The organism is Streptomyces sp. NPDC050164, from assembly GCF_044459945.1.
Lineage (GTDB): Bacteria > Actinomycetota > Actinomycetes > Streptomycetales > Streptomycetaceae > Streptomyces > Streptomyces coeruleorubidus_A.
The window spans coordinates 315,921-333,698 of the sequence record NZ_JBITJK010000002.1; the positions used below are offsets into that span (position 1 = coordinate 315,921).

A 17,778-nucleotide genomic window follows, 5' to 3' on the forward strand; every position below is an offset into this window, starting at 1 on the left:
CTTTTCTGCTTCTCAGCCTCTCGGGCCTTCTCGCCCCGCACGTACGCAAGAGCCCCCGCACCCGCACAAGCGCGGATACGGGGGCCGAGCGGACTTGCGCCTCAGCGCTCCTCGACGGGCACGAAGTCGCGCTCGACGACGCCCGTGTAGATCTGGCGCGGGCGGCCGATGCGGGAGCCCGGCTCCTTGATCATCTCGTGCCACTGGGCGATCCAGCCCGGCAGCCGGCCGAGGGCGAACAGGACCGTGAACATCTCGGTCGGGAAGCCCATGGCCCGGTAGATCAGGCCGGTGTAGAAGTCAACGTTCGGGTAGAGGCTGCGCGAGACGAAGTAGTCGTCGGAGAGCGCGTGCTCTTCCAGCTTCAGCGCGATGTCCAGCAGCTCGTCGGACTTGCCGAGGGCGGACAGCACGTCGTGCGCGGCGGCCTTGATGATCTTGGCACGCGGGTCGAAGTTCTTGTAGACCCGGTGGCCGAAGCCCATCAGGCGGACGCCTTCCTCCTTGTTCTTCACCTTGCGGATGAAGGAGTCGACGTCGCCGCCGGCGTCGCGGATGCCTTCCAGCATCTCCAGCACGGACTGGTTGGCGCCGCCGTGCAGCGGGCCCCACAGGGCGTTGATGCCGGCGGAGATCGAGGCGAACATGTTCGCCTGCGAGGAGCCGACCAGGCGGACCGTGGAGGTCGAACAGTTCTGCTCGTGGTCCGCGTGCAGGATCAGCAGCTTGTCCAGCGCGGAGACCACGGTCGGGTCGAGCTCGTACTCCTGCGCGGGGACCGAGAAGGTCATGCGCAGGAAGTTCTCGACGTAGCCGAGGTCGTTGCGCGGGTAGACGAACGGGTGGCCGATCGACTTCTTGTACGCGTACGCCGCGATCGTCGGGAGCTTGGCCAGCAGCCGGATCGTGGAGAGGTTGCGCTGGCGCTCGTCGAACGGGTTGTGGCTGTCCTGGTAGAACGTGGACAGCGCCGAGACGACCGAGGACAGCATGGCCATCGGGTGGGCGTCGCGCGGGAAGCCCTTGTAGAAGTTCTTGACGTCCTCGTGCAGCAGGGTGTGCTGCGTGATGTCGTTCTTGAACGTCGAGAGCTCGTCGACGGTCGGCAGCTCGCCGTTGATCAGCAGGTAGGCGACGTCCAGGAACGTGGAGCGCTCGGCCAACTGCTCGATCGGGTAGCCGCGGTACCGCAGGATGCCCGCTTCGCCGTCCAGGTAGGTGACGGCGGATTTATAGGCGGCGGTATTGCCGTAACCGCTGTCCAGCGTCACCAGACCGGTCTGGGCGCGGAGCTTGCCGATGTCGAAGCCCTTGTCACCGACGGTGCTGTCGATCACCGGGTAGGTGTACTCGTTGCCGTCGTACCGCAGTACTACAGAGTTGTCGCTCACGTCTTCCCTCACCGACGTTGTGCCTCATCTTCGAGGTGCCCTGACTGTCTCTACCATCCCCCACTCGGCTCAGGAGAGTGCACTCGGGGTCGACCATCGGGCCTACTGACGGCACTGAGTGCCGTCAACTTGCTCATCCTGCCCCCTGTGTTCCCCATCTGGAAGTGCCTTGTGACCTTCACGACTCATTTGATCGATCATTTTTCTGCGAACCGAGCCGGAAGTCGAGTGCCGTGCACCGACGGCCCGCGGACACGGAGCGCACCGCCTGGCCGATCGCCTTGCGCGAACCGACGAGGACGACCAGCTGTTTGGCCCGGGTGACCGCCGTGTAGAGCAGGTTCCGCTGGAGCATCATCCAGGCGCCCGTGGTGACCGGGATGACGACCGCCGGGTACTCGCTGCCCTGGGAGCGGTGGATGGTCACGGCGTAGGCGTGAGCCAGCTCGTCCAGCTCGTCGAACTCGTACAAAACCTCCTCGTCCTCGTCCGTCAGCACCGTCAGGCGCTGGTCGACCGGGTCGAGCGAGGTGACCACACCGACGGTGCCGTTGAAGACACCGTTCTTGCCCTTGTCGTAATTGTTGCGAATCTGGGTGACCTTGTCGCCCACACGGAAAACCCGTCCGCCGAATCTTTTCTCGGGCAGGTCGGGGCGGCCCGGGGTGACGGCCTGCTGGAGCAGGCCGTTGAGGGTGCCCGCGCCCGCCGGGCCCCGGTGCATGGGGGCGAGGACCTGGACGTCCCGGCGCGGGTCCAGCCCGAACTTGGCCGGAATGCGATGCGCCGCCACATCCACCGTGAGCCGGCCTGCGGCCTCCGTGTCGTCCTCGACGAAGAGGAAGAAGTCCTTCATGCCGTCGGTGAGCGGGAGTTGGCCGGCGTTGATCCGGTGCGCGTTCGTCACCACGCCCGACTGCTGGGCCTGGCGGAAGACCCGGGTGAGGCGGACGGCGGGGATCGGGCTCCCGTCGGCCAGGAGGTCGCGCAGCACCTCGCCCGCGCCGACGCTGGGCAGCTGGTCCACATCCCCGACGAAGAGGAGATGGGCCCCCGGAGGGACGGCCTTCACCAGCTTGTTGGCGAGGAGCAGGTCCAGCATGGAGGCCTCGTCGACCACCACCAGGTCGGCGTCCAGCGGGCGGTCCCGGTCGTAGGCCGCGTCGCCGCCGGGCCTCAGCTCCAGCAGGCGGTGGACCGTGGAGGCGTCGGCGCCGGTGAGCTCGGACAGGCGCTTGGCGGCCCGGCCGGTCGGGGCGGCGAGCACGACCTTGGCCTTCTTGGCGCGGGCCAGCTCCACGATGGAGCGGACCGTGAAGGACTTGCCGCAGCCGGGGCCGCCGGTGAGGACGGCGACCTTCTCGGTCAGCGCGAGCCTGACGGCGGCCTCCTGCTCGGGGGCGAGGTCGGCGCCGGTGCGTGTTCTCAGCCAGCCGAGCGCCTTGTCCCAGGCCACCGCCCGGAAGCCCGGCATCCGGTCCTCCTCCGTGCGCAGGAGGCGCAGCAGCTGGGCGGAGAGGGAGAGTTCGGCTCGGTGGAAGGGCACGAGGTAGATCGCGGTGACGGGCTCCCCGCCGTCAGGGCCCGGGACCTTCTCCCGTACGACGCCGGGGTCCTCGCCGTCCTCCGGGGGCTCGGCCAGCTCGGCGAGGCACTCGATGACCAGGCCCGTGTCGACCTGGAGGAGCTTGACCGCGTCCTTGATCAGCTGCTCCTCCGGGAGGAAGCAGTGGCCCTGGTCGGTGGACTGCGACAACGCGTACTGCAGGCCCGCCTTGACGCGCTCCGGGCTGTCGTGCGGGATGCCGACGGACTGGGCGATCTTGTCTGCGGTGAGGAAGCCGATGCCCCAGACGTCGGCGGCGAGGCGGTAGGGCTGGTTCTTCACGACGGAGATGGACGCGTCGCCGTACTTCTTGTAGATGCGCACGGCGATGGACGTGGACACCTCGACGGTCTGGAGGAAGAGCATGACCTCCTTGATGGCCTTCTGTTCCTCCCAGGCGTCGGCGATCTTCTTCGTCCGCTTGGGCCCGAGGCCCGGGACCTCGATGAGCCGCTTGGGCTCCTCCTCGATGATCTGGAGCGTGTCCAGCCCGAAGTGCTGCGTGATGCGGTCGGCGAAGACCGGGCCGATGCCCTTGACCAGGCCGGAGCCGAGATAACGGCGGATGCCCTGGACGGTGGCGGGCAGGACGGTCGTGTAGTTCTCCACGTGGAACTGCTTGCCGTACTGGGGATGCGAGCCCCAGCGGCCCTCCATGCGCAGGGATTCCCCGACCTGGGCGCCGAGCAGCGCGCCCACGACCGTGAGCAGATCGCCGCCGCCTCTGCCGGTGTCGACCCGGGCGACCGTGTAGCCGTTCTCCTCGTTCGCGTACGTGATCCGCTCGAGAACGCCTTCGAGCACGGCGAGTCGCCGTTCGTCGGCGGGGGTTCCCGTGTGGTTGGGCATGATCCGACCGTACCGCCGTGGTACGACACTCAGGCCTCTATGCGACCTTCCTTGACGGCCGTCACGAATGCCGTCCAGCCGTGAGTGGAGAAGACCAGGGTGGGGCCGGTGGCGGTCTTGCTGTCACGGACGGGCACGTCTGGGTTGTTGCGGGCGACTTCGAGGCACTCGGCTTGGCTGCCGCCGCTGTAGCTGGACTTGTACCACCCGCTGTGTTCACTACTGATCATGCGCGTGTTCCTTCGCTGCCGACCTGACGAGGGCCAGTGACTCCTGCTGCGACAACGCGTCGCTCAGCGCCAGAGCGTAGGCGGTCTGGCAGGCGCTCACCAGCGCCGGATCGTCCATCAGACGTCCCGTCTCGAATGCGTCGACGTACGCCACCGGGGCGGAGTCCTCGAAGGTCATCAGGGTGAGCAGGCTCTCCATGAGCGGATGCGCACCGGCGCGGTACGGAAGGACGTGCAGCCGAATCCGTCGTGACCCGGCCAAGTCCGCGATCTTGTGCAGCTGTTCGGCCATGACCTGCGGGCCACCCACACAGCGTCGCAGTACGGCCTCGTCGAGAAGCGTCCAGATGACCGGAGCCGACGGCCCGTCGAGGATTCGGGCACGCTCTGTTCGGATGACAACTTTCCTGTCAAGTTCCTGGTCTGTGGAGTTGGGGCGGTAAGCGGCGAACACTGCGCGCGCGTAATCGGGTGTCTGGAGCAGGCCGGGAACCAGTGAGAGCGCGAACTGCTGGATCACGGTTGCGTGTCGCTCCAGTTCGGCGGCGGCAGCGAAGCGGGGATCGTACGTGTTCTGCAGATCCTCCAGCCACCGCGTGAAGAATCCGTCCGTCCCCAGCGCACGGTCGATCCGCCGGGCGTCATCGGGTTTGGGAAGCCGTCTCCCGGCCTCGAAGTGGCTGATCAGCGTAGGCGAGCACACGACCTGGTCGCTCAGTTCCTCCTGAGTGAGGCCCGCGGCCGTCCGCCGTAGCCTCAGCTCCTCCCCGTACTTCTCCCGCAGCGTTCGAGGCGTGCGGCGTTCGTCCATGCGGCCAACTCCCTTTCTTGACAAGCGCGATGTCAAGCCCCGACCCCTGGCAGCGTAGCCAGCGCCGACCCCACTCTGTGAGTGATTCACCACAGAACGCAGTCACCGCAGGTCGGAAGGCAAGCAGACATGACAGACCTCATCGCCCGAGCCCTCGAACCGCTCCTCCGCGTCCTGTTCCCTCCGCGCGGACGGCGACGGCGGTCCGCGGCACCGCCCCCGTGCCCGTACTGCCGCGACGGCGTCAGCGGCGCGATGGCCCGCCGTCCGGAGGAACGTCCGTTGCGCGGAGAGGACAACCGACTGGTCCGCCCCTACCTGGCGGCGGAGGTGAGCACGTGATGGCCGAGCGACTGCTGCCCTGGACGACTGCCGAGGGAAGGCCGTGCTACCTAGTGGGCGACGGGAGGGGTTACGTCTCACGCTTGGCCGACGACATCGAAGCCGTACAGCTGGACATGGCGGACGATCTTCTCGGCCACGCCGCCGCACTCCTCGCGGAACGCCGCGTGACGAGCGCGGAGCTGCATTATCTGGCCCTGCGGCTGAGTGAGTCCCTGCGGGACGTCAAGCGGGTGGCGGAGAGCAGAGGGGCACGGCTCGCCCCGTCGCCATGACTCTGACCAACGATCAGAGTCACTCTTCGGACTGCCGCTCGTGTCGGTGGGTGCCGCGGGCCAGTTCCTGGAGGAGCTCGTGCTCGGTCTTCCCGACATCCCGGGCCATCTTGCGCAGCAACAGGGCGCAGAGGGCCGCCGCCCCGTCCATGAGGGCCTCGGTCGCCATGGGGTCCTCGCGCCGTCGCTCTGTCACGTAGGCCGTCAGCAGGTCGTTGCCGGAGACGTAAGCGGTCATGAACTCGATGCCGTTACGAAGACGGTCGTAGTCGCTGGTCATGGTCGAACCGTCCCATACGAGTGAAGCGATCGAGTCATCGCGAGTCGCTGCGGCGGGCATACGCGCGGGCCGCGCGGGCGCGGTCGCCGCAGCGGGTGGAGCACCAGTGGCGGCGGCCGTGGCGGAGCAGGTAGCGGTTGCAGGGCGGGGAGCCGCAGGCGGTGAGGCGTTCGGCATCGGGGGACGTGAGCAGGTCGGCGGCGTCGGCGGCAAGAGTGGCCAGAGCCAGGTCGACGATCGCGGTGGTGGGGTGGGGGGCCGTGCGGTAGGGGCCGGTCTTGTCGTCCCACCCCAGCAGCGGAGCCGTGGGGACCCGGGTCATCGCGTCGTTGATGGCCGTCACGGCCGCGGGGAGGGCGGGCAGGCCTTCGGCCCGGGCGGCGAACAGCGACCTGATCTGTTCGCGCAGGGAGCGCAGTTGGGTCGCGCACATCTCCCGCATGCCGACGTCGACCGGGGCGAGGCCGCGCTGGGTCAGCCAGTGGTTCGTCTGCGCGGGGGTGCCCAGGAGGTCGACCGTGTGCCCGCCGGGCAGGGCGATCGCGCTGTTGACGAGGGCGAGGGAGGGGTGCTCCTCCTCGCCCTGTGCGGGCGGCGGGGCGGGTTGTTCGGTCACGGACTCCTCCATGCTCCTCATGGTACGGCTTGCCTGTATCCGTGAGAAGCAGTTACGGTCGCCTCACGGTTCGAACGCATCTATCCGTGAGGTTTCTTTCATGTCCGCGCTTCCCGCGACGACCGCGCCCTTTCCCGTCCGCGTCTTCGGCGGCCCGACCGCCCTCTTCGAGTACGGCGGCCTGCGCTTCCTGACCGACCCGACCTTCGACGGCCCCGGCGACTTCCCCGCGCCCGCCGTGGTTCTGACGAAGACCGCCCCCTCCACCGGCTCGCCCGCCGAACTCAGCCCCATCGACGTGGTGCTCCTCTCGCACGACGAGCACGCCGACAACCTCGACACCTCCGGCCGGGCCCTGCTCGCCGACGTCCCGCTCACCCTCACCACCCCCGGGGGAGGACAGCGCCTCGGCGAGAGGGCCACGGGCCTGGCCGACTGGCAGTCCGTCGAGCTCGACCGCCCCGACGGCGGCACGGTCACCGTCACGGGCGTCCCCGCGATCCACGGCCCGGGCCCCCGCGAGGAGGTCGAGCCGGTCTGCGGCGAGGTCGTCGGCTTCGTCCTGACCGGCGAGGGCCTGCCCACCGTCTACGTCAGCGGCGACAACGCCTCACTCGACGCGGTGGAGGAGATCGCCGAGCGCTTCGCCCCGGTGGACACCGCCATCCTGTTCGCCGGCGCGCCGCGCTTCGCCGAAGTCTTCGACGGAAAGGTGATCGTCCTGGACAGCGCCATGGCCGCCGAGGCCGCGCGGGTCCTCGGCGCCCGCCGCGTGGTCCCCGTCCACTACGACAGCTGGGCCCACTTCACCGAGGGCCGCGAGGAGTTGGCAGCCGCCTTCGCCGCAGCCGGACTGGCCGACCGTCTGGACTGGGGCGGACGCGACTGACCTGCCGTCATTTCCGCCAGAACAAGTGATGCGTGACCCCGCTCGGACTCGGCACGACATCGCAGTGGAACCGGTCGAACAGCTCCTCGGGGGACTCCCAGAGCCGTGAACCGGATCCGAGTTTCACCGGCGAGACCGCCACGTGCAGGGTGTCGACCAGGTCGGCGTCGAGGAACTCCCGGATGGTCATGGCCCCGCCGCCGAGCCGGACGTCCTTGCCCTGTGCCGCCTCCCGGGCCTGTTCGAGGACCGCGGCCGGGTCGCCGCCGACGAAGTGGAACGTCGTGTCGGAGAGGGTGAACGAAGGGCGCTCGTGGTGGGTCATGACGAACACCGGCGTGTGGAACGGGGGCTCGTCACCCCACCAGCCCTTCCACTCGTAGTCCTGCCAGGGGCCGCGCTGGGGACCGAACTTGTTGCGGCCCATGATCTCGGCGCCGATGTTGTTCGCGAAGTCGCGCGTGAGGTAGTCGTCGAGACCGCGGCTGCCGCCGGGGTCGGTGCGGTTGGGCCAGCTCGCCGTGGCGCCGGCCCAGGCGAACATCTGACCCGGATCGGCATGGCCGAAGGGCCGCTCCATACTCTGGTGCTCACCGGCACCGAATCCGTCGCTCGAGACGTTGAAGTTCTGCACTCGCAGTAGCTGGTGGTGCACGGCGCTCCTCCTGTGGTGGTCGACCAGGGACAGACCGCCCGGGCCACCGAAACTCATCGGTGACCCGGCGGTTCTCTGGCTCATCGGTGGTCCGTCGGTTCCCTTGACTCACCGGCCCGTCAGGGGTTCCTCCGGCTCACCGGCCCGGCCGCTCCCCCAGCTCACCCGGACTGCGCGACCACGTGCTCGATCACCTGCTGGAAGTCCTCGCTCGGGGAGAACTCCACGAACTCGCTGTCCTCCAGGGCGACCGGGACGTGGCCCGGGCCCCAGTAGTACGCCTGCCCCGCCTCGTACTCCTCCTCGCCGGAGGCCGTGCGCATCCTGATGCGGCCCTTCAGCAGATAGCCCCAGTGGGGGCACTGGCACGCGTCGTCGGGCATGCCCTTGAGGGCCGGGCCCATGTCCGTGCCCTGGGGCAGGCTGACGTAGCCCACCGACATGCCGCCCCCGATCGGCATGAGGCGCAGTTCCACGCCGTTGCCCTCGAGGGCTACGGGTACGTCGTTCCGGGTCGCCGCCGTCATGACTCCTCCGCTCCGGCCCCGCCGGGCCTCGAGACAACGGACCTTCTCCTTCCACCCTGGACCGCCGGGGAGCAGCCCGCGACATCACGATCCGGTCAAGAGGTGTCCTCGGGGTCTTGATTTACCGGCGTGTAATCGATTCCATCCACCCGTCGATGTAATCGATTCCACGAGCACGCGACACGTGCTCCCACGACTGATCCACAAGGAGGTGGAGCGGCGGTGGCCAGCATCAAGGACGTCGCTGCCGAGGCCGGCGTCTCCGTCGCCACGGTCTCGCGCGTCCTGAACGACCACCCGTCGGTCAGCGCCGACGCACGCACGCGCGTGCTGGCCGCCGTCGAGTCCCTGGGCTACCGCCCGAACGCCGTCGCCCGCTCCCTGCGCACCGACCAGACCCACACCCTGGGCCTGGTCATCAGCGACGTGATGAACCCGTACTTCACCGAACTGGCCCGCTCCGTCGAGGAGGAGGCCCGCGCGCTCGGCTACAGCGTCATCATCGGCAACGCCGACGAGCGGCCCGACCTCCAGGACCACCACGTACGCAACCTGCTGGACCGGCGGATCGACGGGCTGCTCGTCTCCCCGACGGACGGCGGTTCGCCGCTGATGCTGGACGCCGCGCGGGCGGGGACGCCCATGGTGTTCGTGGACCGGTGGATCCCGGGCGTGGACGTGCCTGTGGTCCGGGCGGACGGCCGGGCCGCCGTGCGGGACCTCGTGGCGCATCTGTACGGGCTCGGGCACCGGCGGGTCGCGATCATCGCGGGTCCGGCGGCGACCACGACCGGCCGGGAGCGCGTGGAGGTCTTCCGGGAGGCCCTCCAGGAGCACGGGCTCGGCCTCCCCGAGGCCTACACAGGCCAGGGCGACTTCCAGGCCGAGAGCGGGCGCCGGGTCACCGAGGGGTTCCTCGACCTGGCCGAGCCGCCCGAGGTCGTGTTCGCGGCCGACAACCTGATGGCGCTCGGCGCGCTGGATGCCGTACGCGCGCGTGGACTGCGGGTTCCCGACGACATCGCGCTGGCCGCGTTCGACGACATCCGCTGGTTCGTGCACACCGATCCGCCGGTCACCGCGATCGCCCAGCCCACGGGCGAGCTGGGGCGCGCCGCCGTACGCGCGCTGGTCGACCGCATCGAGGGCCGGACCCCCGAGTCCGTCACCCTCCCCGCCCGCCTCGTCGTACGCCGCTCGTGCGGCGAGTCCCCCTCCCCAGTGCAAAGGAGCACGACGTGAGCAACCCGGACGAGTTGCTGCGCATCGAGGGCATCCGCAAGACCTTCCCCGGCGTGGTCGCGCTCGACGGCGTCGACTTCGATCTGCGCCGGGGCGAGGTGCACGTGCTGCTCGGTGAGAACGGCGCGGGCAAGAGCACCCTCATCAAGATGCTCTCCGGCGCCTACACGCCCGACGCCGGGCGGATCCTGGTCGGCGGCGAGGAGGTGCGCATCCACGGTGCGCAGGACTCCGAGCGGCTCGGGATCGCCACCATCTACCAGGAGTTCAACCTCGTTCCCGATCTGACGGTCGCCGAGAACATCTTCCTGGGGCGGCAGCCGCGCCGGTTCGGGATGATCGACCGGAAGCGGATGGAGGCCGACGCCGAGGTCCTCCTGGCGCGCGTGGGCGTGCAGGTGTCGCCACGCGCGCGGGTACGCGAACTCGGCATCGCGCGCCTGCAGATGGTCGAGATCGCCAAGGCGCTCAGCCTCGACGCGCGCGTGCTCATCATGGACGAGCCGACCGCCGTGCTCACCTCCGAGGAGGTCGAGAAGCTCTTCGGAATCGTGCGCAAGCTGCGCGAGGACGGCGTCGGGATCGTGTTCATCACGCACCACCTGGAGGAGATCGCCGCCCTCGGTGACCGGGTGACGGTCATCCGGGACGGCAGGAGCGTCGGGCAGGTGCCCGCCTCCACGCCCGAGGACGAGCTCGTACGGCTCATGGTCGGGCGCTCCATCGAGCAGCAGTATCCGCGCGAACGGGCCGATCGCGGCGCCGCGTTGCTGTCCGTCGAGGAACTCACCCGCGACGGCGTCTTCCACGACGTCAGCTTCGAGGTGCACGCCGGTGAGGTGGTCGGCATCGCCGGGCTCGTCGGCGCCGGCCGTACGGAGGTCGTACGGGCGGTGTTCGGGGCGGACCCGTACGACAAGGGGGCCGTGAAGGTCGCCGGGGCCGCCGTCCCCAAGTACGACGTCAACGCGGCGATGACCGCGGGCATCGGGCTCATCCCCGAGGACCGCAAGGGCCAGGGTCTGGTGCTGGACGCGTCGGTCGAGGAGAACCTCGGTCTTGTGACGCTGCGGTCGGCCACGCGCGCGGGGCTCGTCGACCTCAAGGGGCAGCGCGAGGCCGCCGAGCGGATCGCGGGACAGCTCGGTGTGCGGATGGCGGGACTCGGCCAGCACGTGCGGACACTGTCCGGCGGCAACCAGCAGAAGGTCGTCATCGGCAAGTGGCTGCTCGCCGACACCAAGGTGCTGATCCTCGACGAGCCGACGCGCGGCATCGACGTCGGCGCCAAGGTCGAGATCTACCAGCTGGTCAACGAACTCACCGCGGCCGGTGCCGCCGTCCTGATGATCTCCAGCGATCTGCCCGAGGTGCTCGGCATGAGCGACCGGGTGCTGGTCATGGCGCAGGGCCGGATCGCCGGTGAACTCTCCGCCGACGAGGCGACCCAGGACACCGTGATGGCACTCGCCGTCAGCACCCCGACCACGACCACGATCACGACCGGAACGGAGGCCTCCCGTGGCCACTGACACGCTCAAGAGCACGACGGGCGCGGGTGGCGCCTCGGCCTCGGGCGGCCTGCGCCGTCTGCTGCTCGACAACGGCGCGCTGACCGCGCTCATCGTCCTCGTCATCGCGATGTCGGCGCTGTCCGGCGACTTCCTGACGACGGACAACCTCCTGAACGTCGGTGTCCAGGCGGCCGTCACCGCCATCCTCGCCTTCGGCGTCACCTTCGTGATCGTCTCGGCGGGCATCGACCTGTCGGTCGGCTCGGTCGCCGCGCTGTCGGCCACGGTCCTGGCGTGGAGCGCCACCTCGGCGGGCGTCCCCGTGTTCCTCGCCGTCCTGCTGGCCATAGCGACCGGTATCGCGTGCGGCCTGGTCAACGGCATCCTGATCTCCTACGGCAAGCTGCCGCCGTTCATCGCGACGCTGGCCATGCTGTCGGTGGCCCGCGGTCTGTTGCTGGTGATCTCCGAGGGCTCGCCGATCGCCCTCCCCGACTCGGTCTCCCGCCTCGGTGACGTGCTCGGCGGCTGGCTGCCGGTGCCGGTGCTCGTCATGGTCGTGATGGGCCTGATCGCCGCGTTCGTGCTCGGCCGGACGTACATCGGCCGCTCGATGTACGCGATCGGCGGCAACGAGGAGGCGGCGCGGCTGTCCGGCCTGCGCGTGAAGAAGCAGAAGCTCGCCATCTACGCCTTCTCCGGCGTCTTCGCCGCCGTCGCGGGCGTCGTGCTCGCCGCCCGGCTGTCCTCCGCGCAGCCGCAGGCCGCCGACGGCTACGAGCTGGACGCGATCGCCGCGGTCGTCATCGGCGGGGCGTCCCTCGCGGGCGGTACGGGCAAGGCGTCCGGCACGCTGATCGGCGCGCTGATCCTGGCCGTGCTGCGCAACGGGCTGAACCTGCTGAACGTGTCGGCGTTCTGGCAGCAGGTCGTCATCGGCGTCGTCATCGCGCTGGCCGTGCTGCTCGACACCGCGCGCCGCAAGGCCGGGGCGACCCCGGCCGCGGCCGGCACCGGTGGCGACAAGGGCAAGCAGGCGGTGACGTACGCGCTGGCGGCCGTCGTCACCGTCGCGATCGTCGGTGCCACGTCGTTCCTGCACAACGGGTCCTCCGCCGCGAGCACCCCGAAGATGGGCCTGTCGCTGTCCACCCTCAACAACCCCTTCTTCGTGCAGATCCGGGCGGGCGCCCAGGCCGAGGCGAAGAAGCTGGGCGTGGACCTGACCGTCACGGACGCGCAGAACGACGCCTCCCAGCAGGCCAACCAGCTCCAGAACTTCACCACTTCCGGACTCGGCGCGATCATCGTCAACCCGGTCGACTCGGACGCGGCGAGCAACTCGGTGAAGGCCGCCGACAAGGCGAAGATCCCTGTCATCGCCGTCGACCGCGGCGTCAACAACGCGAAGACGGACACCCTCGTCGCCTCCGACAACGTCACCGGCGGTGAGCTCGCCGCGAAGACCATCGCCGACAAGCTGGGCGGCAAGGGCAAGATCGTGATCCTCCAGGGCCAGGCGGGCACCTCCGCCGCCCGCGAGCGCGCGCAGGGCTTCGCCAACGGCCTCAAGGCCTACCCGGGCATCCAGGTCGTCGCCCAGCAGCCCGCGGACTTCGACCGCACCAAGGGCCTCGACGTGATGTCGAACCTGCTCCAGGCCCACCCGGACGTCCAGGGCGTCATCGCCGCCAACGACGAGATGGCCCTCGGCGCGATCAAGGCCCTGGGTTCCAAGGCCGGCAAGTCGGTCTCGGTGGTCGGCTTCGACGGCACGCCTGACGGACTGAAGGCGGTCGAGGGCGGCACGCTGTACGCGTCCGTGGCGCAGCAGCCGTCCCAGCTCGGGAAGATCGCCGTGGACAACGCGCTGAAGGCACTCCAGGGCAAGAAGGTCGAGGAGACGGTGAAGGTGCCGGTGAAGGTGGTCACGAAGGAGAACGTGGCCGGCTTCAGCGGCTGACATCGGGGAACGGCGGGCGGTCACCCACGGCTGGTGGGGCCGCCCGCCCATGTCACTCATGTGGGGAGACGACTCATGTACGACTACGACCTCCTGGTCGTGGGGTCGGCCAACGCCGACCTGGTGATCGGTGTCGAGCGCCGGCCCGGTGCGGGCGAGACCGTGCTCGGCTCCGACCTGGCCGTCCACCCGGGCGGCAAGGGCGCGAACCAGGCGGTCGCGGCCGCCCGGCTCGGAGCCCGTACGGCTCTGCTGGCCCGGGTCGGCGACGACGCGTACGGCCGGCTGCTGCTGGACTCGCAGCGGGAGTCCGGCGTGGACACGGTGGGTGTCCTGGTGGGCGGCGCGCCGACCGGGGTCGCGCTGATCACGGTCGACCCGTCCGGGGACAACAGCATCGTGGTCTCGCCGGGTGCGAACGGCCGGCTGGCCACGGAGGACGTCCACGCCGCCGGGAGCCTCTTCCACGCCTCCCGGGTGGTCTCGGCGCAGCTGGAGATCCCGCTTGAGACGGTGGTGGAGGTCGTACGGAACCTTGCGCCGGAGAGCCGTTTCGTGCTGAACCCCTCGCCGCCGCGCCCCCTTCCGCAGGAGGTGCTGGCGGCGTGCGACCCGCTGATCGTCAACGAGCACGAGGCGAAGGTGATCCTGGGCTCGGCCGCCGTGGGGGACAGCCCGGAGGACTGGGCGCGGATCCTGCTCGCGAAGGGCCCGCGGTCGGTGGTGGTGACGCTGGGCGCGCAGGGCGCGCTGGTCGCCTCCGCGGAGGGTGTCTCCCGGGTGCCGTCGGTGAAGGTGAGCGCCGTGGACACAACCGGTGCGGGTGACGCGTTCACCGCCGCGCTGGCCTTCCGGCTGGGGGCCGGTGAGTCCCTGGCGGAGGCGGCCGCTTACGCGGCGCGGGTCGGGGCGGTGACCGTGACGAAGGAGGGCGCGCAGGCGTCTTTCCCGACGGCGGCGGAGGTCGCCGCGCTGTGAAGCGGAACGGGATACTGAACCGTCACCTCGCCGGTGCGCTGGCCGAGCTGGGCCACGGGGACGGGGTGCTGGTGTGCGACGCGGGCATGCCCATTCCCGACGGCCCCCGGTTGGTGGACCTCGCCTTCCGGGCCGGGGTGCCGACGTTCGCCGAGGTGCTTCAGGGGCTGCTGGCCGAGCTGGTGGTCGAGGGGGCGACGGCGGCGACGGAGGTACGGGAGGCGAACCAGGAGGCTTCGCAGCTCCTGGACGGGCACTTCCCGTCACTGGACCTGGTGTCGCACGAGCGGCTCAAGGAGCTGTCGGCCGGGGCCCGGCTGGTGGTCCGCACGGGCGAGGCACGGCCGTACGCGAACGTGCTGCTGAGGTGTGGCGTCTTCTTCTGAGTCTTCTGAGGGCTTCTGCTTCGAGGGGGCCACGGTCCGTGGACCGGGCCCCCTCGGCTTTCCCCTCCCGTCAGAACCCCCGCGATCCCCCCAGATCCCCCACCAGAAAGCCCTGACGCCATGTACGACCCGCGCGGGACAGAAAGGGTTGCACGGTCGGGTAAGAATTTCTTGCCGGATTCTTGCCGGATGGCCGAGGAGATCACCGCGCCGGGCGGCTCAGCACGCGGGTGAGTCCGCCGTCGTCCTCCTCGATGTCCCGGACGTGCGCGAACCCGATCCGGTCGAGCAGGCGCAGGGAGGCCTCGTTGCGCGCGGCGACGGTGGCGTGCACCTCGGTCAGCCCGAGCGAGTCGAAGCCGTATCCCACGAGCGCCTCCGCCAGCTCCGTCCCGAGCCCGCTGCCCCACGCCTGAGGGGCCAGGGCGTAGACGATCTCGTGACCGTCGACCGCGTCCGTCCGCTTGATCTCCGCATGCCCGACCAGCCGCCCGCCGCGCCGGACCGCCCACACGTCGAACAGATCCTGGGCATAGACCTTGGTGAAGATCCGCCCGAACAGGGCCCGGTCGTCCGCCTCTGCAGCGGGGCCGTCCCCCATCCACCGGGAGACCCTGGTGTCCTGGAACAGGGCGACGAAGTCCTCCTCGTCCTGCGGGGTGTAGGCGTCGAGGAGCAGGCGGGGCGTTCGCAGGGTTGGGGGCATGGGCGGCGACGTTAGCGACGTGGACAGGGAGGTGCAACGCACTTTCTCACGGGGTGCGGAAGCCGCGGAACGTCACGTGCTTCCGGCTGGTGAAGCCGAGCCGTTCGTAGAGCGCGATCGCACCGGCGTTCGCCTCGGCCACGTGCAGGAAGGGGCGCCCGCCGCGAGCCAGGATGCGGGTGGCGAGGGCGGTGACCAGGCGGACGGCGTGGCCTCGCCCGCGTGCCTCGGGGGCCGTGCAGACGGCGCTGATCTCGGTCCATCCCGGAGGCCGGAGCCGCTCGCCCGCCATGGCAACCAGCCTGCCGCCGTCGCGGACGCCGAGGTAGGTGCCGAGGTCGCGGGTGCGCGGCCAGAACGGCCCGGGTCGGGTGCGTGCGGCCAGGTCGAGCATCTCGGGCACATCGGCTTCGCCCAGTTCGACCACATCGGTGCCGCCGGTCGCGGCGTGGGTCTGATCGGGCCGGCTGCCGGCGGGCCAGATCATCTGCCGGCCTTCGAGGACGAAAACCGGCTCCCAGTTGGGCGGTGGGGTCGCCGGGCAGCTGAACATGTCGGCGAACGCGTCCGGGCCGAGGAGCCGTGCGAGATCGGTCCAGTCCGCCGCGTCCGCTTCGGCGGGTACCGCCGAGAAGGTCGCGACTCCCGGCAGATAGGTGGCGGCACGGCCGAGCCGGCGACCGAGGTCCGCGTGGCGGCCGCGCAGCGACTCGCCCACCGGGTCGTCGAGTGCCGTGGTGTCACCGCTCTCGCCGTTCGTCATGGTGCTGTGCCTTTCCCTGTGCGCGGTCGGCCCAGGCTACCTTTCGCTTCGTCGTAGGTTCCGGGGAGGACAGACCCGTCCCGTCGGCACAACACCGCGTCACAGGCAAGGAGTTGAAAGTCGACGCGCAGGACACCGCCGAGCGGCTGCGGAGGATCGGCGACGATGTCGGAGCGGTTCTACGAGCGGGCCGACGTCGTGCGGACGCTGCTGGTGACACTGCTGGCCGGGCAGCACTCGCTGGTGCTCGGTCCGCCCGGGACGGCGAAGTCCGAGATGCGCGGGAGCTCACGGGCCGGATCGAGGGCGCGGCCTACTGGGAGATCCTGCTGTCGAAGTTCACCGCGCCGACGAGGATGTTCGGCCCCATCGACGTCGCCGCGCTGGCCCGGGGCGAGTACCGCCAGGTCTACGACGGCCGCGCCACCACCGCGCACCACCCCGAGAACGGCGGCGAGCCGATCCGCTGCCCCCGGTCCTCGACTTCGCGGAGACCTTCCTCGGCGGCGGCACCAGCTGTCAGACACCGCTGTCGGCCGCCGGCGAGCTGCTGGAGGAGGAGTCCGACGACACCTCCCGCGGGCGGGGCGACATCGTAATGATCACCGACGACGACTGCGGCGTCACCGAGGAGTGGATGCGCGGCTGGAACGACGCCAAGCGCCGGATGGGCTTCCGGGTGTTCGGCGTGGTCGTCGGCGCCCCGCGCGTCGGCGAGGTCGGCTCGGTGCTGGAGGCCCTGTGCGACAACCTGCGCTCCGTCGAGGACCTCACCGACGTCCACGCCGCCGCCGACCTGTTCCGCGTGATCTGACCGCGCCGGGAGGGCGTCGGTCCGGGCGTCGTCCGTACCTCCGGACCCGCGACGCGGCAGGACCCGCGACGCGGCCGAGCCGCGGGTGCCCGAGCCCGGTCAGGTGCCCCGGGCCGACGCCGCGCGGCCCGTCACGCCGACTCGTTCAGCAGCCTGCCCAGATGCTCGCGCCCGGCCCCGAGCAGGTCCGGCAGCGGCGCCGCCTCCTCGTACCACCGCTTCTCGTACTCCCAGCACAGCCAGCCGTCCCAGCCGTGCCGGGAGAGGACCTCCACGCACTCGGCCAGCGGCAGGACGCCCGCGCCGAGCGGCAGCGGGGTGGTGTCCTCGGCGGAGGCGATGTCCTTGACCTGGACGTAGCCGAGGTGCGGGGAGAGCGCCGCGTAGGTCTCCGAGGGCTGTTCGCCGCCCAGCCAGGTGTGCATCACATCCCACAGCGCGCCCACCTGGCGGTGGCCGACCAGCCCGAGGACGCGCATCGCGTCGGCGGCGGTGCGGTGCGAGTCGTGGGTCTCCAGCAGGATGCGGACGCCCAGGTCGTTCGCGTACTCGGCGGCCGTGCCCAGCCGCCGGGCGGCCGTGGCGTCGGCCTCCTCGGGGGTCTGGACGTCCAGGTCGCCGCCGGGGAAGACCCGGATGTACGGGGCGCCGAGGTCGCGGGCCAGGTCGAGGAGGGAGCGGATCTCGGCCAGGACGGGTTCGTCGTCGCCCGGCGCGGCGACCCGCGCGTAGCCCGCCAGACCGAGGATCTCTACGCCCGACCCCTTGAACTCGGCCGCGACATCCGTCCGTTCGGCGGATCCGAGGCCGGGGTGGACCGGTTCCTCGGGGTGGGCGCGCAGCTCCACGCCGTGGTAGCCGTGGGCGGTCGCGAGCCGCAGGACGTCGGGCAGGGGCAGGCCGGGGACACCGAGGGTGGAGAACGCCAGCTTCATGTGGAC

General features: G+C 70.3%; 19 protein-coding genes and 2 pseudogenes. 10 read left to right on the forward strand and 11 right to left on the reverse strand.

Annotation, left to right across the window (positions count from 1 at the left end; all coding sequences use genetic code 11):
- Positions 1 to 101: 101 nt before the first annotated feature.
- The 4 genes from ACIBNA_RS04190 to ACIBNA_RS04205 form a co-directional block, all read right to left on the reverse strand.
- Positions 102 to 1,391, reverse strand: a complete 1,290-nt coding sequence (locus ACIBNA_RS04190) for a citrate synthase (protein WP_399163731.1) — start codon at positions 1,389 to 1,391, stop codon at positions 102 to 104.
- A gap of 178 nt (positions 1,392 to 1,569) precedes the next feature.
- Entirely contained in the window at positions 1,570 to 3,846 is a 2,277-nt protein-coding gene (locus ACIBNA_RS04195) for an ATP-dependent RecD-like DNA helicase (RefSeq protein WP_399163732.1), read from the reverse strand.
- A 29-nt stretch (positions 3,847 to 3,875) separates the two neighbouring features.
- Positions 3,876 to 4,076 (reverse strand): DUF397 domain-containing protein, encoded by a 201-nt coding sequence (locus ACIBNA_RS04200; protein WP_399163733.1) that lies wholly within the window; start codon positions 4,074 to 4,076, stop codon positions 3,876 to 3,878.
- A complete protein-coding gene (locus ACIBNA_RS04205) occupies positions 4,066 to 4,887 on the reverse strand; it encodes a Scr1 family TA system antitoxin-like transcriptional regulator (protein WP_399163734.1) in 822 nt (273 codons plus the stop codon). Before ACIBNA_RS04205 ends, ACIBNA_RS04200 begins: the two co-directional genes overlap by 11 nt.
- Before the next feature lie 129 nt (positions 4,888 to 5,016).
- Here ACIBNA_RS04205 and ACIBNA_RS04210 point away from each other — a divergent pair, with 129 nt between their 5' ends.
- Both ACIBNA_RS04210 and ACIBNA_RS04215 read left to right on the forward strand, forming a co-directional pair.
- Complete coding sequence (locus tag ACIBNA_RS04210; protein WP_399163735.1) at positions 5,017 to 5,229, forward strand: hypothetical protein; 213 nt, start codon at positions 5,017 to 5,019, stop codon at positions 5,227 to 5,229.
- Positions 5,229 to 5,504 carry a hypothetical protein gene (locus tag ACIBNA_RS04215; protein ID WP_399163923.1) on the forward strand — a complete coding sequence of 92 codons (276 nt, stop codon included), beginning with the start codon at positions 5,229 to 5,231 and terminating at the stop codon, positions 5,502 to 5,504. Before ACIBNA_RS04210 ends, ACIBNA_RS04215 begins: the two co-directional genes overlap by 1 nt.
- 19 nt (positions 5,505 to 5,523) lie before the next feature.
- On the opposite strand, the gene ACIBNA_RS04220 is transcribed toward ACIBNA_RS04215, so the two are convergent.
- A complete protein-coding gene (locus tag ACIBNA_RS04220; protein WP_399163736.1) occupies positions 5,524 to 5,784 on the reverse strand; it encodes a hypothetical protein in 261 nt (86 codons plus the stop codon).
- Positions 5,785 to 5,818: 34 nt separating this feature from the next.
- Positions 5,819 to 6,412, reverse strand: coding sequence for a CGNR zinc finger domain-containing protein (locus ACIBNA_RS04225; RefSeq protein ID WP_399163737.1), 594 nt, complete (start codon positions 6,410 to 6,412; stop codon positions 5,819 to 5,821).
- 88 nt (positions 6,413 to 6,500) lie between these two features.
- On the opposite strand from ACIBNA_RS04225, the gene ACIBNA_RS04230 reads away from it, so the two are divergent.
- A complete protein-coding gene (locus ACIBNA_RS04230; RefSeq protein WP_399163738.1) occupies positions 6,501 to 7,289 on the forward strand; it encodes an MBL fold metallo-hydrolase in 789 nt (262 codons plus the stop codon).
- A 7-nt stretch (positions 7,290 to 7,296) separates the two neighbouring features.
- Here the strand turns inward: ACIBNA_RS04230 and ACIBNA_RS04235 are convergent, their stop codons facing one another.
- Positions 7,297 to 7,944, reverse strand: coding sequence for a dihydrofolate reductase family protein (locus ACIBNA_RS04235; RefSeq protein ID WP_399163924.1), 648 nt, complete (start codon positions 7,942 to 7,944; stop codon positions 7,297 to 7,299).
- Positions 7,945 to 8,105: 161 nt separating this feature from the next.
- On the reverse strand, positions 8,106 to 8,471 hold the full coding sequence (locus ACIBNA_RS04240; RefSeq protein WP_399163739.1) for a hypothetical protein: 366 nt from the start codon (positions 8,469 to 8,471) through the stop codon (positions 8,106 to 8,108).
- A gap of 222 nt (positions 8,472 to 8,693) precedes the next feature.
- Between ACIBNA_RS04240 and ACIBNA_RS04245 the strand changes: the two genes are divergently transcribed.
- From ACIBNA_RS04245 to rbsD, 5 genes are all read left to right on the forward strand, one after another.
- Positions 8,694 to 9,713 (forward strand): LacI family DNA-binding transcriptional regulator, encoded by a 1,020-nt coding sequence (locus ACIBNA_RS04245; protein WP_399163740.1) that lies wholly within the window; start codon positions 8,694 to 8,696, stop codon positions 9,711 to 9,713.
- Positions 9,710 to 11,245, forward strand: coding sequence for a sugar ABC transporter ATP-binding protein (locus tag ACIBNA_RS04250; RefSeq protein WP_399163741.1), 1,536 nt, complete (start codon positions 9,710 to 9,712; stop codon positions 11,243 to 11,245). The genes ACIBNA_RS04245 and ACIBNA_RS04250 overlap by 4 nt, the downstream gene beginning before the upstream one ends.
- Positions 11,235 to 13,190 (forward strand): substrate-binding domain-containing protein, encoded by a 1,956-nt coding sequence (locus ACIBNA_RS04255; protein WP_399163742.1) that lies wholly within the window; start codon positions 11,235 to 11,237, stop codon positions 13,188 to 13,190. The genes ACIBNA_RS04250 and ACIBNA_RS04255 overlap by 11 nt, the downstream gene beginning before the upstream one ends.
- Before the next feature lie 75 nt (positions 13,191 to 13,265).
- Positions 13,266 to 14,168 carry a ribokinase gene (locus tag ACIBNA_RS04260; RefSeq protein ID WP_399163743.1) on the forward strand — a complete coding sequence of 301 codons (903 nt, stop codon included), beginning with the start codon at positions 13,266 to 13,268 and terminating at the stop codon, positions 14,166 to 14,168.
- Positions 14,165 to 14,554, forward strand: a complete 390-nt coding sequence (rbsD, locus tag ACIBNA_RS04265) for a D-ribose pyranase (protein ID WP_399163744.1) — start codon at positions 14,165 to 14,167, stop codon at positions 14,552 to 14,554. Before ACIBNA_RS04260 ends, rbsD begins: the two co-directional genes overlap by 4 nt.
- Before the next feature lie 202 nt (positions 14,555 to 14,756).
- On the opposite strand, the gene ACIBNA_RS04270 is transcribed toward rbsD, so the two are convergent.
- Both ACIBNA_RS04270 and ACIBNA_RS04275 read right to left on the reverse strand, forming a co-directional pair.
- Positions 14,757 to 15,260: a GNAT family N-acetyltransferase gene (locus ACIBNA_RS04270; protein ID WP_399163745.1), complete on the reverse strand. Its 504-nt coding sequence runs from the start codon at positions 15,258 to 15,260 to the stop codon at positions 14,757 to 14,759.
- Between the two features lie 46 nt (positions 15,261 to 15,306).
- On the reverse strand, positions 15,307 to 16,023 hold the full coding sequence (locus tag ACIBNA_RS04275) for a GNAT family N-acetyltransferase (protein ID WP_399163746.1): 717 nt from the start codon (positions 16,021 to 16,023) through the stop codon (positions 15,307 to 15,309).
- A gap of 113 nt (positions 16,024 to 16,136) precedes the next feature.
- On the opposite strand from ACIBNA_RS04275, the pseudogene ACIBNA_RS04280 reads away from it, so the two are divergent.
- A pseudogene (locus tag ACIBNA_RS04280) lies at positions 16,137 to 16,553 on the forward strand (AAA family ATPase); the annotation flags it as partial.
- Positions 16,490 to 16,837 (forward strand): annotated as a pseudogene (locus tag ACIBNA_RS04285) (hypothetical protein); the annotation flags it as partial. The pseudogenes ACIBNA_RS04280 and ACIBNA_RS04285, both read left to right, overlap by 64 nt.
- 131 nt (positions 16,838 to 16,968) lie before the next feature.
- On the opposite strand, the gene ACIBNA_RS04290 reads toward ACIBNA_RS04285, so the two are convergent.
- Positions 16,969 to 17,772 (reverse strand): sugar phosphate isomerase/epimerase family protein, encoded by an 804-nt coding sequence (locus ACIBNA_RS04290; protein WP_399163747.1) that lies wholly within the window; start codon positions 17,770 to 17,772, stop codon positions 16,969 to 16,971.
- Positions 17,773 to 17,778 lie beyond the last annotated feature (6 nt).